This is a genomic window from Phycicoccus sp. DTK01, assembly GCF_017312765.1.
In the GTDB taxonomy this organism is placed as follows: domain Bacteria; phylum Actinomycetota; class Actinomycetes; order Actinomycetales; family Dermatophilaceae; genus Phycicoccus; species Phycicoccus jejuensis.
On the sequence record NZ_BOPU01000003.1, the window covers coordinates 1 to 14,600 of the forward strand.

Below are 14,600 nucleotides of genomic sequence, written 5' to 3' on the forward strand. Positions count from 1 at the left end.
GCGTGCTGCCGGACCCAGGCGTGGGTGGCGGACCCGGCGACCTCCCCGCGCCGCACGGCCTCCAGCGCGACCACGACCCGGGCAGCAGAGGCCCGCGCGGCGACCTCGTCGAGCAGCTCCATCAACCCACCGAGGTCGTCACCGGGCGCGGCGGTCAGGACCTCGTCGAGCCCGGTCAGGGCGTCGCGGCCAGCCTCGAGCCGGGAGCGGCGCTCCTCGAGTTCGGCTGTCCCCGTTGACATGTGACCATCCTGGCACCGGACACCGACAGGGCATCAGGTCGGGACGGGCACCTGTGGACGACGGCTGCCGTCCTACCCCGCTGTGGAAAACCGCTCTGCGACAGGCGTGGACACGGACGTGTGGACGGACCGGTTCCTCAGAGCAGCCCCTCGCGCTTGAGCGCGAGGTAGTGGTCAGCGAGGCGCACCGGTAGGTCGTCCGGCGTCGCGTCGAGGACGTCGACCCCGAGCCGGCCGAGGGCATCCGAGGCCTGCCGCCGCAACGACACCGTGCGCTCGGCAGCGACCGCGCCCCACACCTCCTCGGACCCGTCGCGCGCCGCGCGCATCGCGTCGAGGGCGGGGTCGGCGACGGATGCGACGACGACCCGGTGGTGCGCGACGAGCGCCGGCAGCACGGGGATGAGCCCCTCCTCGATCGCCGCCGGCTCGAGCGGCGTCAGGAGGACGACGAGCGAGCGGTGCGTCGAGCGCGTCACCTCGGCGGCGAGGACGCCCCAGTCGGTCTCGACGACCTCGGGGTCAATGGGGGTCATCGCGGAGATGACGTCGTGCAGCAGGCCGGCACGGTCCGCGCCGCTGACCCGGGTCCGGATGCCACGGTCGCCGGCGACGACCTGCACCCGGTCGCGCGCGTGCCCCGCGAGCGCGGTGAGCAGGAGGGCTGCATCCATCGCGGCGTCGAGGCGCGGGGCCTCACCGATCCGGCCGGCGCTCGTGCGGCCGGTGTCGACGACGATGACGATGCGCCGGTGCTGCTCCGGCTGCCAGGTGCGTACGACGAGGTGCTGGCGGCGCGCGGTGGCCCGCCAGTCGATGGAGCGGACGTCGTCGCCGTCGACGTACTCGCGCAGGCTGTCGAACTCGGTGCCCTGCCCCCGGGTGCGCACGGCCGCCCGCCCGTCGAGCTCGCGCAGCACCGCGAGCCGGCTCGGCAGGTGCTTGCGGGACGGGAACGCGTGCAGCGCGCGCAGCCGGGCCGGGGCCTCCACCGACCGCTGCCGCCCGGCGAGCCCCAGCGGCCCGAGGAGCCGCACCGTCACGCGGTCGGCCCGCCGGTCACCGCGCCGTGTCGGGGTCAGCCGCGTCGAGACGCGCCGCACCTCGCCGGTCGGGACATCCAGCGAATGACGGGACGGGGACGAGCCGGCCGAGGGCGGCCACCCGTCACGGAGCAGCCCGCGCGCCCGCCGTCGTCCGGTGTTCTCGACGAGCACCCCGGTCGTCGTCGACTCGCCGAGCCGGACCTGGAGGGCGGGGTCCTCGCGGGTCAGCCGCAGGGCGCTCGGGGTGGCCGCGAGGGCGAGGTCGAGGCCGACGAGCAAGAGCCACACGAGCGTCCACAGCGCGACCGTCGACCCCTCGGGCCGCAGCCCGACGGGGACGAGGCCGAGGAGGAGCAGCGCGGCGGCGCGCGTCGTCAGGGCCATCAGCGCGGCACGGGCACCGACGCGAGGACGCCGTGCAGGACCGACGTCACCGACGTGCCCTCGAGCTCGGCCTCGGGACGCAGCATGAGGCGGTGCGCGAGGGTCGCGACCGCGAGGGCCTTGACGTCGTCGGGGGTGACGTAGCCACGACCGCTCAGCCACGCCCAGGCCCGGCTCGTCGCGAGCAGGGCCGTCGCGCCACGCGGCGAGACACCCAGCGCCAGCGAGGGAGAGGTGCGGGTGGCCCGCGCGATGTCGACGACGTAGCCGAGCACCTCGTCCGACACCTCGACCTCGCGGACGGCGCCCGCCCCGGCCTCGACGTCGGCGGCCGTGGCGACCGGTCGCAGCCCGGCGCCGGCGAGGTCGCGCGGGTCGAAGCCCGACGCGTGCCGGCGCAGCACCGACACCTCGTCGTCGCGCTCCGGCACGGGCAGGACGACCTTGAGGAGGAAGCGGTCGAGCTGGGCCTCGGGCAGCGGGTAGGTGCCCTCGTACTCGACGGGGTTCTGGGTGGCGGCGACGAGGAAGGGCGAGGGCAGCGGGTGCGGCGTGCCGTCGACCGTGACCTGCCGCTCCTCCATCGCCTCGAGCAGGGCCGACTGCGTCTTGGGCGGCGTCCGGTTGATCTCGTCGGCGAGCATGAGGTTCGTGAAGACCGGGCCGGGACGGAACTCGAAGTCGCTCGCGCGGCTGTCGTAGACGAGCGAGCCGGTGAGGTCGCCCGGCATGAGGTCCGGCGTGAACTGCACGCGCTTGGTACCGACGTCGAGCGACGCGGCGAGGCTGCGCACGAGCAGCGTCTTCGCGACGCCGGGGACGCCCTCGAGGAGGATGTGCCCGCGGCAGAGCAGCGCGACGAGCATCCCGGCGACGGCGGCGTCCTGCCCGACGACGGCCTTGGCGACCTCCTCGCGGACCCGGACGAGGGCCGCGCGCGCGTCGGCGGCCTGCGGGGCGGGCGTGCTGGGGGTGTCTGTCATGACGTGCGGACCTTCTCCTCGAGATGGGCGAGCTGCTGGGCGAGGGCGACGAGGCCGGCCTCGTCGAGCGGGGCGGGGGAGCGCAGGAGCGCGTCGACCTCGGTGGCGGGCACCCCGGCGGCCGCCGCGACGGCGGGGACGAGCTCGTCCGCCGGTGTGCGGGCGGGCAGCCCGAGGCGGACGGCGAGCCGGGCACCCGTGGCCTGACGGAGCACCCGGGCGGCGCGCACCCGGTCGCCCGAGGCGCGGTAGAGCTCGGCGCGGCTCTCGGTCGTCTCGGCGGCGCGCACGACGACGGGCAGCGGCTCGGGCACGAGGCGGCCGAGCCGGCGTCCACGGGCCACGGCGAAGGCGACGAACGCCAGGCCGGCGAGGAGCAGGCCCGGGCCGACCCACTCCGGCCACACCGACGAGTCGTCGGTCGACGGGTTGGCCGTCGCGTCCTCGGCGCCCGGGTGGTACCAGACGAGGCGCGGGGACGCGCCGAGCAGCCGGAGCATCAGCCCGGCGTCGTCGTCCTCGGTGACGAAACGGTTCGTGGCGGCGTCGGGGAAGCCGACGACGGTGACCGGCGCGTGCGTGTCGGTGGCGGGGACGTCGACCGCCGCGTACGCCGTGGGGCCGTCGCCGCCGTCGCCGCTGTCGCCGCCGTCGTCCGGCGTGGGCCAGCAGCCGACGACACCGGGGGGCAGCTCGCGGCCGTCGACCGGGACGAGCGCCCACGAGGTCCGGCTCACGCGGTCCTCGCGCCCGACCCACGGGAGCGTGCACTGCGGGTCGGTCGCCGGGCCGTCGGCCGGGCGCGCCGTGACCCCGAGCCCGAGCGCGTCGAGGACGCCCGGTGCGGTGTCGAGGAGGACGACGCGGTCGGCGGCCCGGGTGCCCTCGAGCAGCCGGCGGGCCGCGGTGTCGGTCAGGAGGTCGGAGTTGCCGACCACGACGGTGCTGCCGTCGTCGGTGGCCTCGACGGCCTCCTGCGACGAGGTGACGACCTCGACGTCGATGCCCTGGTCGCGCAGCACCTCGACGAGCGCCCGGGTCCCGCCCTGCCCGGTGCCGTCGGGGTGCAGGCGGTCCTCGGGCGGGGGGCCGCCTGCCGCGACGGCCAGGAGGGCGCCGCCGACGACGACCGCGAGCACCCAGAGGACGACGTCGCGGGTGCGGCGGACGACGCGGCCGGCGTCGACGCCGGCCGGGGCGACGCTCATCGCACCGGCTCCGGGGCGGGAGCCGCTGCGGGCGGGTCGGTCGGGACCGTCGGGCGCTCCGGGCGGGCGGCGGCCAGGCGCGCGTCGAGGTCGAGCACGCCGCGGGCCTGCTCGGCGGTGGCGCGGCGGTCGCCGTACCGGACGGCGTCGAAGGCGTCGGCGGCGTCGGCGAGGGCCGTGTGCTCGCCGGGGAAGGTCACGCCGAGCAGCTGCGCGACCTCGTGCGCCGTCCGGCCGGGCGCGTCGTCGAGCAGCACCCGCTCGACCCCGGCTCGCGCGATCGCCCGCACGCCGTCGAGGACCGCTGCGTCGAGGTCGCCGCGCTCGAGGGCCGCCCGGGCGGACGCCCGCAGCGTCGCCGCCGGGACGTCGGGGACGTCGAGGGCGCGCGAGGACCCGCGGCCGGCGCTGCCCCCGACGTCGCGCCGCAGCAGCCGCCAGAGGACGAGGGCCAGCACCGCGACGACGAGCCCGACGGCGATGGGCACGGCGACGCCCGGCAGGCCGCCCTCGGGGCGGGCGTTGAGCAGCCGGTCGAGGAGCTCGTTGAGGCGCTCGAGGATGCTCGGCTGCGCGTGGTACCGGGAGGCGGTCAGCTCCTCCTCGAGCCAGCGGCGCGCCTGCTCGTTGCTCGGGTCGAGCGGGGCGTCGGCCGGGGTCACGGCGAGGTGGAGGGCCACGGCGGGGCGGCGGCACCCTGGGCGCTCTGGATGAGCTGGATGTCGAGCCCCTCCCGGCGCATCCGCCCGTCGACGTACAGCAGCGCGTCGACCCCGGCGCTGAACGGCGTCGTCAGCGCCCCGGTCAGCAGGGCCGTCAGCCCGCTCACGAGGGTCTGCGCCACGAGCAGCGTGCCGCCGTCGGAGGAGCCCGAGCCGATGGTCGTCGCCGCGACGACGCCGAGCAGGAGGAGGGAGATGGGGAAGGTGATGACGGTGGAGGCGACGCCGGTGATGACGGCGGTGAGCAGGCGGATGCCGAAGACGCGCCAGAACGGGCCCCTCGACGGACCGCCGACGAGTCCCCACGAGCGCCGGAGCGAGGCCATGACCCCGATCCGCTCGAGGACGACCGCCGGTGCGGCGTAGGCCCATCGGGTCGCGAGCAGCGCGAGCACGGCGACGGTCAGGAGCCCGACGAGCAGGACGATGCCGATCGCCGCGAGGATGCCCCCGGTGCCGCTCGGGTCGAGCGCGACGACGAGCGCCACGGCCCCCGCGACGCCGACGACGAGGACGACGAGGAGCAGGATGCCCGTGAGGAGGACGACCCCGACCAGCGGCAGGACGCGCCCGCGCGTGGAGCGCCAGATCTCGCCCATCCCGACCTTGCGGCCGAGGACGGCCTGGCCGACGACCTGGGCGAGGAACCCGGCGAGCAGGACCGCGGAGAGCAGCTGGCCGATGGTCGGCAGGTACTGGCCGACGAGCGAGATCCCGGCGTTGTCCGGGACCGTGTCGGTGGCCGCGAAGGAGCCGAGGGGGTCGCTGGACGCCTGGCCGGCGAGGAACGCGCCGAGAGCGGTCGTCGGCAGGAGCAGCGCGAAGCAGGTGAGGGCGGCGAGGCCGATCGTCGCGGCGGGGTTGCCGCGCACGGCCTTGAGCACGCCGCCGTAGACGTCCCCGAGGCCGAGCGGGCGCAGCGGCACGATGCCCGGCCGCACGTCGACCGTGCGGTAGGCCGGCGGCTGCCATCCCGGCGGGGGAGCGGACCCCACGGGCGGCGGCGGGTAGGCGGCGCCGGGAGGCGGGGGGTAGGCCGCGCCGGGAGTCGGCGGGACGGCCGGCGGCGTCCATCCGCCCGGGGGCGGCGGGGCCGTCGGGTCGGGTCGTTCGGGCCCGGACCCGGGCGCCACCCAGGGCTGGTCGGTCATCCTCGGACCCCCTCGACGCTCACGGCGCCACCCTAGCCGAGGAGCGTGCGCTCCACGGCGGCTGCGCGAGAGCCCACGGCCCCGAGTGCGGTCTGCCGCTGGACGATCCCCGGCTCCTCCCGCATCAGCCGCCAGCCGCGGCGCACGAGGACGGTGGGCGGCTTGCGGCGCTCGCCGAGGTCGCGCAGCAGGCGGCGGACGAACGTGACCGACGGTCGGTGGTGGACGCACCAGGCGCTGTGCAGCATCCCCTCGTTCTCGAGGCGTGCGACGACCTCGGCGGCGAAGATGCCCTCGGCGAGGACGAGGTCGGTCGGGCCGGCGGTCACCTCGTGCGACCCGGTGGCCCGGCTCGTCGAGATGTCGTAGACCGGCAGCAGCGTGCGCCCGGTGTCGACGAGCTCGCGCAGGGCGGCGACGGCGCGGTCGGCGTCCCAGCTGTCGGGGTGGTCCCAGTCGACGATGCCGAGGGTGGGATGGCGCGGCGCGGCGGGGTCGTCGCCGTCGCGGTAGAAGTCGTCGAGGCGGAAGACCGGCCAGCCGCGGCGGGCGTGGAGCCGCTCGGCGAGACGGGACTTGCCGGCTCCGCTGGGGCCGGCGAGGACGACGACGCGGCGCCGGTCGCGGGGAGGGTCGGTCGTCGTGTCCTGCGCGTCCGTGTCCTGCTCACCCACGGGCCACCATCCTACGGCGCGCGGCGGGGTCGCCCGGACCGCCCGCCCCTCAGGCGCCGGTGGGCGGAGCCGGCCGTCGGTCGCGGCGCAGGAGGCCGAGGACCCACGTGTCCGACACCTCGCCGTCGACGACGCAGTCCTCGCGCAGCGTGCCCTCGTGGACGAAGCCGAGCTTCTCGAGGACGCGCCGGGAGGCCGGGTTGCGCGTGTCGGCCTCGCCCTGGACGCGGTTGAGGTCGAGGGTCGCGAAGGCCCAGTCGAGCAGCGCGCTCCCGGCCTCGGTGGCCAGGCCCTGCCCCCAGGCGTCCTGCCGCAGGACGTGGGTGATGACGGCGCTGCGGTACCCCGCGTCGTACTGCGTCAGGGCGCACCAGCCGACGAAGGAGCCGTCGGAGCGACGCTCGACGACGAGTCGTGCGCCGGAGCCGTTCTCGGCGACCCGCTCGCACGCCCGGACGAACGCCGGCGCCCGCTCGCGGTCCCGCCACGGCGGGGCGTCCCAGTACCGCAGCACGACGGGGTCGCTCATCAGGGTGAAGAGCGCGTCGGCATCCTCCGGGCGGAAGGGACGCAGCCGCAGCCTGGCGGTCTCCAGGGTCGGGGTCGGCAGCGGTGTCGGCATCCCGGCAGGCTAGGAGCGGTCGACGCGTCGGGGCGACCGGGTTTCCGGCGCGGAGCAGCGCGGGACGCATCTGACGCTCCGAGACCCCGGAACGTCCACGAGACCCCGGAACGGATCCGGGGTCTCGTGGACATTTCGGGGTGACCCCGAAAAGGTGGGGCGGGGGAGGAGACGGGGGTCAGCGGCCCTTCGGGTGCCAGACCGTCTTGGTCTCGAGGAACGCCGTGAGGCGCGAGAGGTCGGGCACCGCGTCGAAGTCGGGCTCGACCGCCTCGGGGCCGGAGCCGCCGGGGCGCAGCACGCGCTTGAGGTTCTCGGCGGCGGCGAGCTCGAGGTCGCCCCACTCCACGCCGGCCGCGTCCGCCGCGCCGGTGAGGTCGATGGCGTTGACGTCGCGGTGCGAGGCGAGCCACGGCGCGACCTCGGCGGTCCGCCCGGTGACGACGTTGACGACACCGCCCGGCACGTCGGACGTCGCCAGGCACTCGGCGAGGTCGATGGCCGGCAGCGGCCGGTCCTCGGAGGCGAGGACGACGCAGGTGTTGCCGGACACGACGACCGGCGCCACGACCGACACGAGGCCGAGCAGCGACGACGCCTGGGGCGCGAGCACCGCGACGACCCCGGTGGGCTCCGGCGCGGAGATGTCGAAGTACGGCCCGGCGACCGGGTTGAGCCCGCCGAGGACCTGCGCGTACTTGTCGGCCCAGCCGGCGTACCAGACCCACCGGTCGATCGCGGCGGAGACGACGGCCTCGGCGCGCGCGGGCGTCAGGCCCTCGGAGTCGCGGACGTCCTGGACGAGCTGCGCGCGGCGGCCCTCCATCACCTCGGCGACGCGGTAGAGCACCTGGCCGCGGTTGTACGCGGTGGCGCCGGCCCATCCGGGCTGCGCCTTGCGGGCGGCGACGACGGCGTCACGGGCGTCCTTGCGCGAGCCCATCGCCGCGTTGGCGAGGAAGCGCGGGGTGGCGCGACGGCCGGTCGGCGCGGCGAGCACCTCGTAGGAGCGGCCGCTCTCGGAGCGGGGGAACTTCCCGCCGATGTAGAGCTTGTACGTCTTGCGGACGTCCACGCGCGCGCTCACTGGTCACTCCCGGTCTTGACGTAGGCCTCGAGGCCGTGGCGGCCGCCCTCGCGGCCGTAGCCCGACTCCTTGTAGCCGCCGAAGGGCGAGGTCGGGTCGAACTTGTTGAACGTGTTGGCCCACACCACACCGGCGCGCAGCTGGTCGGCCATCCAGAGGATGCGGCTGCCCTTCTCGGTCCAGATGCCGGCCGAGAGGCCGTACGGCGTGTTGTTCGCCTTGGCGACCGCCTCGCCGGGGGTGCGGAAGGTCAGCACCGAGACGACCGGCCCGAAGATCTCCTCCTGGGCGATCCGGTGCGACTGCGACACGTCGGTGAACACGGTCGGGCGGAACCAGTAGCCGGTGCTCGGCAGCTCGCAGCCGGAGTCCCAGCGCTCGGCGCCCTCCTGCGACCCGGCGGCCGTCAGCTCCTCGATGCGCTGCAGCTGCGCGCGGCTGTTGATGGCGCCGACGTCGGTGTTCTTGTCCATCGGGTCGCCGATGCGCAGCGTCGTGAGCCGGCGCTTGAGGCGACGCACGACCTCGTCGGCGACGTTCTCCTGCACCAGGATCCGGCTGCCCGCGCAGCAGACGTGGCCCTGGTTGAAGAAGATGCCGTTGACGATGCCCTCGACCGCCTGGTCGACCGGGGCGTCGTCGAAGATGATGTTCGCGCCCTTGCCGCCGAGCTCGAGGGTCGCCTTCTTGCGGGTGCCGGCGATGGAGCGGGCGATCATCTTGCCCACGCCCGTCGAGCCGGTGAACGCGAGCTTGTCGATGCCCGGGTGGTCGACGATGGCCTGCCCGGTGGCGCCCGCGCCCGTGACGATGTTGACGACACCGGCGGGCAGCTCGGCCTGCTGGCAGATCTCGGCGAAGAGCAGCGCGGTGAGCGGGGTGGTCTCGGCCGGCTTGAGCACGACCGTGTTGCCGCAGGCGAGGGCCGGCGCGACCTTCCACGCGAGCATGAGCAGCGGGAAGTTCCACGGGATGACCTGGCCGACGACGCCGACCGGCCGGGGGTTCTCGCCGAGCGCGGCGTACGACAGCTTGTCGGCCCAGCCCGCGTGGTAGAAGAAGTGCGCGGCGACGAGGGGGATGTCGACGTCGCGGCTCTCCTTGATCGGCTTGCCGTTGTCGAGCGTCTCGAGGACGGCGAGCTCGCGGGCGCGCTCCTGGATGATCCGGGCGATCCGGTAGAGGTACTTGCCGCGGTCGGCGCCGCTCATCCGCGACCAGACACGGGTGTAGGCGCTGCGGGCCGCGCGGACGGCGGCGTCGACGTCGTCCGCGGTCGCCTCGGAGACCTCCGAGAGGACCTCCTCGGTGGCGGGGTTGAGCGTCTTGAACGGCTTGCCGCCGGTGGCCTCGACGAACTCGCCGCCGATGAACAGCCCGTGGCTGCTGGCGATGTCGACGACGGCCCGGGACTCCGGGGCCGGCGCGTACTCGAAGGTGGGCATTCGCTGCTGTCCTTGGGTCGGTCGGGGTGGCGGGTCAGTAGCCGCTGGGGGCGTCGTCGGCGACGTAGTCGGCGCCGGAGTAGGCGCCCGTCGTCATCTTCTGGCGCTGGAGGACGAGGTCGTTGAGCAGGCTCGAGGCGCCGAAGCGGAACCACTCGTTGCTCAGCCAGTCCTCGCCGGCGACCTCGTTGACGGTGACGAGGAACTTGATGGCGTCCTTGCTCGTGCGGATGCCGCCGGCGGGCTTGACGCCGACCTGCTCGCCGGTGGCGTCGCGCCAGTCGCGGACGGCCTCGAGCATGACGAGCGTGACCGGCAGCGTCGCGGCCGGCGAGATCTTGCCGGTCGAGGTCTTGATGAAGTCGCCGCCGGCGAGCATCGAGAGCCACGAGGCGCGGCGGACGTTGTCGTAGGTGACGAGCTCGCCGGTCTCCATGATGACCTTGAGGCGCGCGTCGCCGCAGGCCTCCTTGGTCTCGGCGATCTCGCGGAAGACCGACAGGTAGTCGCCGGCGAGGAAGGCCCCGCGGTCGATGACCATGTCGATCTCGTCGGCGCCGTTCTGCACGGCGTCGCGGGTGTCGGCAAGCTTGACGGCGCGGCTCGCGCGGCCGCTCGGGAACGCGGTGGCGACGGCGGCGATGCGCACGTCGCGCTCGCCGATGACCTCACGCGCGAACGGGACCATGTCGCCGTAGACGCAGACCGCGGCCGGGCTCGGCGTGCTGGGGTCGCTGGGGTCCGGGACGAGCGCGCGCGTCGCGAGCCCGCGGACCTTGCCCGGGGTGTCGGCGCCCTCGAGCGTCGTCAGGTCGATCATCGAGATGGCGGTGTCGATGGCCCACGCCTTGCTCGAGGTCTTGACCGAGCGGGTCGACAGCGCCGCCGCGCGGGCCTCGCAGCCGACCTGGTCGACGCCGGGCAGGCCGTGCAGCCAGCCGGTCAGGGCGGAGTTGGTCAGGCGGGAGACCCCGAGGATGTCGCGGGCTCGCGTCGTCGGGTCGACCTCGGTGCTCGTGCTCACCCCGGGAGTGTACGGGGGTCGGTGGGGCCGGGTCACCGTCGGACGGGGGCACCACCGCACGACCCGGGGCCCGCCGGGATGGCACATCTCGCCACCCGCGGGCGCTGACCTCGGACGATGCCGAGGGGCCGGCGCCCGCGCCCCTCGATGCTCCCAGCGGCGCCGGCCGGAGCGCCCTCCGCGATGCGCCCGGCGGAGGGCCGAAGCGCCGCCGGCACCGGCCGGAGGTGCGGCTGGTGGCGCGGGAACGGGGGTGATCACCCCCGCCGGCGCGCCACGGGCCCCACCATCGGGTGCGCCACGGACGGGCGCCGATGGAGCGCGGGGTGCTGCGGCCATCAGGGTGCTGCGGCCGCCGGGGTCAGAGGGCGGTCGCGGCCTCGAGGTCGGCGCGGACGGCCGCGAGCCGGTCGGCCGCGCGCTCGCGGGCGCCGCGCAGGTCGTCGCCGGTGACCGGCTCGACGACCTCGAGGTACACCTTGAGCTTCGGCTCGGTGCCGGAGGGCCGCACGATGATGCGCGAGTCGTCCGCCAGGTGGTAGCGCAGGCCCTCGGTCGGCGGGAGGCCGCCGTCGCCGCGCGCGAGGTCGTCGGCGCGGGCGACGTCGACACCGGCCACCGTCGTCGGCGGCTGGGCGCGCAGCCGCTCCATGATCCGGCCGATCAGCGAGAGGTCCTCGACGCGCACGGAGAACGAGTCGGTGGCGTGCACGCCGTGCGCGCGGGCGAGGTCGTCGAGGCGGTCGACGAGGGTGCGGCCCTGCTGCTTGAGCGTCGCCGCGAGCTCGGCGACGAGCAGCGCGGCCGAGACGCCGTCCTTGTCGCGGACGTGGCCGGGGTCGACGCAGTAGCCGAGCGCCTCCTCGTAGCCGTAGCGCAGCCCGGGCACGCGACCGATCCACTTGAAGCCGGTCAGGGTCTCCTCGTGGCGCACGCCGGCGGCCCGGCACATCGCCGCGAGCAGGCGCGAGGAGACGATCGAGTTGGCGAACACGGCGTCGGGGGAGTCCTGGGCGACGCCCCGCTCGAGCACGTACGAGCCGAGCAGCGCGCCGACCTCGTCGCCGCGCAGCATCCGCCAGCCACCCGGGCCGGGCACCGCGACGGCGCAGCGGTCGGCGTCGGGGTCGTTGGCCACGACGAGGTCGGGGCCGGTCTGCTCGGCGAGCTCGAGGGCGGCGTCCATCGCCCCCGGCTCCTCCGGGTTGGGGAAGGAGACCGTCGGGAACATCGGGTCCGGCTCGGCCTGCGAGGGGACGGGCAGCGGCTCGGCGAAGCCCGCGGCGAGGAAGGCTCGGCGCACGGTCTCGGAGCCGACGCCGTGCAGCGCGGTGTGGACGACGGTCAGCTCGCGCGGGGCGTCGAGGGAGACGACGGTGACGACGTCGTCGAGGTAGGCCTCGAGCACGTCGTCGCCGAGGGTGTCCCAGCCGTCGTCGGCCCGCGGCACGGACGCGACCGACGCGATGCGGTCGATCTCGGCGGCGATGAGCCCGTCGACCGGCGGGACGATCTGCGAGCCGTCGCCGACGTAGACCTTGTAGCCGTTGTCCTGCGGCGGGTTGTGCGAGGCGGTGACCATCACGCCGGCGTCGGCACCCAGGTGGCGGATCGCGTACGCCAGCACCGGGGTCGGCAGCGGCCGGGGGAGGACGACGGCCCGGCCGCCCATCCCGGTGACGACGGCGCAGGTGTCATGGGCGAAGACGTCGGAGTTGGTGCGCGCGTCGTAGCCGACGACGACGAACGGCTCGTCGGTGACGGTGCGCAGGTACGCGGTGAGCCCGGCCGCGGCCCGGATGACGACGGCGCGGTTCATCCGGTTCGGGCCGCCGCCGAGCTTGCCGCGCAGGCCGGCGGTGCCGAACTCGAGCATCCCCGACATCGCGTCGGCAAGCTCCTCGCGGGCGGCGTCGTCGGTGCCGGCGCGGTCGGCCAAGCCCTCCAGCTCGGCGCGCGTCACGGGGTCGGGGTCGTCGGCCGCCCAGGCGCGGGCGGCGGCGATCAGGGCGTCGAGGTCGGTGGGGGCGCTCACGGGGGCGGTCCTCAGATGCGGCCGACGACGTCGGCGAGGAGTCGTCCGCAGCGCTCGGCCGCGGCCTGGCCGGCCTCGAGGACCTCTTCGTGGCTGAGCGGGTTCGGCGAGATGCCGGCCGCCGCGTTCGTCACGAGCGAGACGCCGAGCACCTCGAGGCCGCTCTGCCGGGCGGCGATCGCCTCGAGCGAGGTCGACATCCCGACGAGGTCACCGCCGAGGACCTTGGCCATCCGCACCTCGGCCGGGGTCTCGTAGTGCGGGCCGCGGAACTGGACGTAGACGCCCTCGTCGAGGGTCGGGTCGACCTCCTGCGCGACCGCACGCAGCCGGGGGCTGTAGAGGTCGGTGAGGTCGACGAAGTTCGCGCCCTCGATGGGGGAGTGCGCGGTGAGGTTGATGTGGTCGCTGATGAGTACGGGGGTGCCGGGCGCCCACTCGGGGCGCAGGCCGCCGCAGCCGTTCGTGATGACGATGGTCGTGCAGCCGGCGGCCGCCGCGGTGCGCACGCCGTGGACGACGGCACGCACGCCGCGGCCCTCGTAGAAGTGGGTGCGGGTGCCGTAGACGAGCGCGCGCCGGCCGGTGTCGCCGATGGTCACCGAGCGCATCGAGCCGCTGTGCCCGGCGACCGCGGCCTTGCCGAAGCCGGGGACGTCGGTGTTCTCGATCGTCGTCACGGTCTCGCCGATGAGGTCGCCCGCCTGGCCCCAGCCGCTGCCGAGGACGAGGGCGATGTCGTGGCGCTCGACCCCCGTGCGCTCGCGGATGACGGCGGCGGCGGCCTCGGCGACCGCGAACGGGTCGGTCGAGGGGTCGGACAGGTTGTGGGCGGCGGCGGTGTCGGTCACGGCGGCAGCCTAGCGACGCCGCGCGGACCGCCCCAGTGCCGGGCTACACCGCAGTAACGGTCGCTGGGGCAGCACGTACTGCGGTGTAGCGCGCACCGGGCGCACGTTGGGACTTGCGGATGCAAGTTGCACATGCAAGTCTAGGTGCATGGCCTCCCTCGCCCACGAGCTCCACGTCCTCGTCGCCCTGATGGACCGCCGCGCCGAGACCCTCCTCGCGCGCTCGGGCAGCGGCCTGACCTACCGGCGCTACCTCGTCCTGCTCCACGCCTCGCGGCTCGACCGGCCCACCCAGCGCGAGCTCGCCGACGGTCTCGGCGCGAGCGAGGCCGCGACGAGCCGGATGGTCGCCGGCCTCGCGGCGGACGGTCTGCTCGACGTCGGTCGCGGCCACGGCAACCGGCGCGAGCTGGCGGTGACCGCCGAGGGCGTCACCCGCCTCACGGCCGCCACCGAGGTGCTCGGTGACCGCTTCGACGACGCCGTCCGCGCGGTCGGCGCCGACCCGGCCGACCTCCTGCACACCGTCACCACCCTCGTCACCGCCCTCCGGAAGGACTGACCGTGCACGCCTGGACCCTCCTCATCACCTCCCACGTCGCCGCCGCGCTGCTCTCGGTGTCGCTCGGTGTCGTGCAGCTCGCCCGCCGCAAGGGCGACGCCCGCCACCGTCACGTCGGGCGGGTCTGGGTCGTCCTCATGCTCTGGACGGCGGTCTCCTCGTTCTGGATCCGCCACCTGCGCGACGGCGCGTTCAGCTGGCTGCACGTCCTCAGCCTCGTGACGCTCGTGACCGTCACGCTCGGCGTCGTCGGCATCCGCCGCGGCGACCTGCGGGCGCATCGGGCGAACATGGTCGGCAGCTGGCTCGGCTCGGCGATCGCGATGGTCTTCGCGCTCGCGCTGCCGACCCGGATGATCCCGACGTTCGCCGTGGATGAGCCGCTCGGCGCGGCCGCCGCGCTCCTCGTCCTCGCGGTCACGGTCGTGGCGGTCGTCGCCGCCGGGGACCGCCTCGCCGGGCGCAGCTCCGCGGTCGTCGTCCCCGGCTGATCCGTGGCCACCCGCGGCTCGGGCTACACCGCAGTACGTGACGTCAGGACGACAGTTACTGCGGTGTAGCCCG

The 14,600-nt window shown here is 75.2% G+C and carries 15 protein-coding genes; 2 read left to right on the top strand and 13 right to left on the bottom strand.

Annotated elements, in window-relative coordinates:
* The 13 genes from J3473_RS07520 to J3473_RS07580 form a co-directional block, all read right to left on the bottom strand.
* On the bottom strand, positions 1 to 242 hold a 242-nt coding region (locus tag J3473_RS07520), incomplete at its 3' end, for a hypothetical protein (RefSeq protein WP_207022590.1).
* Positions 243 to 379: 137 nt separating this feature from the next.
* On the bottom strand, positions 380 to 1,672 hold the full coding sequence (locus tag J3473_RS07525) for a DUF58 domain-containing protein (RefSeq protein ID WP_207022591.1): 1,293 nt from the start codon (positions 1,670 to 1,672) through the stop codon (positions 380 to 382).
* Complete coding sequence (locus J3473_RS07530) at positions 1,672 to 2,655, bottom strand: MoxR family ATPase (protein WP_207022592.1); 984 nt, start codon at positions 2,653 to 2,655, stop codon at positions 1,672 to 1,674. The genes J3473_RS07525 and J3473_RS07530 overlap by 1 nt, the downstream gene beginning before the upstream one ends.
* On the bottom strand, positions 2,652 to 3,863 hold the full coding sequence (locus tag J3473_RS07535; protein WP_207022593.1) for a DUF4350 domain-containing protein: 1,212 nt from the start codon (positions 3,861 to 3,863) through the stop codon (positions 2,652 to 2,654). The genes J3473_RS07530 and J3473_RS07535 overlap by 4 nt, the downstream gene beginning before the upstream one ends.
* The gene (locus J3473_RS07540) at positions 3,860 to 4,543 is read right to left on the bottom strand and encodes a DUF4129 domain-containing protein (protein ID WP_207022594.1); all 684 of its coding nucleotides are present in this window, start codon (positions 4,541 to 4,543) and stop codon (positions 3,860 to 3,862) included. Before J3473_RS07540 ends, J3473_RS07535 begins: the two co-directional genes overlap by 4 nt.
* Positions 4,522 to 5,736 (bottom strand): hypothetical protein, encoded by a 1,215-nt coding sequence (locus J3473_RS07545; RefSeq protein WP_207022595.1) that lies wholly within the window; start codon positions 5,734 to 5,736, stop codon positions 4,522 to 4,524. The genes J3473_RS07540 and J3473_RS07545 overlap by 22 nt, the downstream gene beginning before the upstream one ends.
* A gap of 32 nt (positions 5,737 to 5,768) precedes the next feature.
* Positions 5,769 to 6,410, bottom strand: a complete 642-nt coding sequence (locus tag J3473_RS07550; protein ID WP_207022596.1) for a uridine kinase — start codon at positions 6,408 to 6,410, stop codon at positions 5,769 to 5,771.
* Positions 6,411 to 6,459: 49 nt separating this feature from the next.
* On the bottom strand, positions 6,460 to 7,032 hold the full coding sequence (locus J3473_RS07555) for a GNAT family N-acetyltransferase (RefSeq protein WP_207022597.1): 573 nt from the start codon (positions 7,030 to 7,032) through the stop codon (positions 6,460 to 6,462).
* A 178-nt stretch (positions 7,033 to 7,210) separates the two neighbouring features.
* Positions 7,211 to 8,119 (bottom strand): aldehyde dehydrogenase family protein, encoded by a 909-nt coding sequence (locus tag J3473_RS07560; RefSeq protein ID WP_030527716.1) that lies wholly within the window; start codon positions 8,117 to 8,119, stop codon positions 7,211 to 7,213.
* Complete coding sequence (locus J3473_RS07565; protein ID WP_207022598.1) at positions 8,116 to 9,564, bottom strand: aldehyde dehydrogenase family protein; 1,449 nt, start codon at positions 9,562 to 9,564, stop codon at positions 8,116 to 8,118. Before J3473_RS07565 ends, J3473_RS07560 begins: the two co-directional genes overlap by 4 nt.
* Positions 9,565 to 9,598: 34 nt before the next feature.
* Complete coding sequence (deoC, locus tag J3473_RS07570) at positions 9,599 to 10,588, bottom strand: deoxyribose-phosphate aldolase (protein ID WP_242525756.1); 990 nt, start codon at positions 10,586 to 10,588, stop codon at positions 9,599 to 9,601.
* Between the two features lie 361 nt (positions 10,589 to 10,949).
* Positions 10,950 to 12,623, bottom strand: a complete 1,674-nt coding sequence (locus J3473_RS07575) for a phospho-sugar mutase (protein ID WP_242525757.1) — start codon at positions 12,621 to 12,623, stop codon at positions 10,950 to 10,952.
* A gap of 11 nt (positions 12,624 to 12,634) precedes the next feature.
* The gene (locus tag J3473_RS07580) at positions 12,635 to 13,474 is read right to left on the bottom strand and encodes a purine-nucleoside phosphorylase (protein ID WP_207022600.1); all 840 of its coding nucleotides are present in this window, start codon (positions 13,472 to 13,474) and stop codon (positions 12,635 to 12,637) included.
* A gap of 148 nt (positions 13,475 to 13,622) precedes the next feature.
* Here J3473_RS07580 and J3473_RS07585 point away from each other — a divergent pair, with 148 nt between their 5' ends.
* Entirely contained in the window at positions 13,623 to 14,036 is a 414-nt protein-coding gene (locus tag J3473_RS07585) for a MarR family winged helix-turn-helix transcriptional regulator (RefSeq protein WP_207022601.1), read from the top strand.
* Positions 14,037 to 14,038: 2 nt separating this feature from the next.
* Positions 14,039 to 14,527 carry a DUF2306 domain-containing protein gene (locus J3473_RS07590; protein WP_207022602.1) on the top strand — a complete coding sequence of 163 codons (489 nt, stop codon included), beginning with the start codon at positions 14,039 to 14,041 and terminating at the stop codon, positions 14,525 to 14,527.
* Positions 14,528 to 14,600 lie beyond the last annotated feature (73 nt).

Bases quoted from the DNA above. Each gene is read 5' to 3' on its own strand.
- J3473_RS07525 (WP_207022591.1), bottom strand. From the start codon at position 1,672: ATGGCCCTGACGACGCGCGCCGCCGCGCTGCTCCTCCTCGGCCTCGTC.
- J3473_RS07530 (WP_207022592.1), bottom strand. From the start codon at position 2,655: ATGACAGACACCCCCAGCACGCCCGCCCCGCAGGCCGCCGACGCGCGC.
- J3473_RS07535 (WP_207022593.1), bottom strand. From the start codon at position 3,863: ATGAGCGTCGCCCCGGCCGGCGTCGACGCCGGCCGCGTCGTCCGCCGC.
- J3473_RS07545 (WP_207022595.1), bottom strand. From the start codon at position 5,736: ATGACCGACCAGCCCTGGGTGGCGCCCGGGTCCGGGCCCGAACGACCC.
- J3473_RS07555 (WP_207022597.1), bottom strand. From the start codon at position 7,032: ATGCCGACACCGCTGCCGACCCCGACCCTGGAGACCGCCAGGCTGCGG.
- J3473_RS07565 (WP_207022598.1), bottom strand. From the start codon at position 9,564: ATGCCCACCTTCGAGTACGCGCCGGCCCCGGAGTCCCGGGCCGTCGTC.
- J3473_RS07585 (WP_207022601.1), top strand. From the start codon at position 13,623: ATGGCCTCCCTCGCCCACGAGCTCCACGTCCTCGTCGCCCTGATGGAC.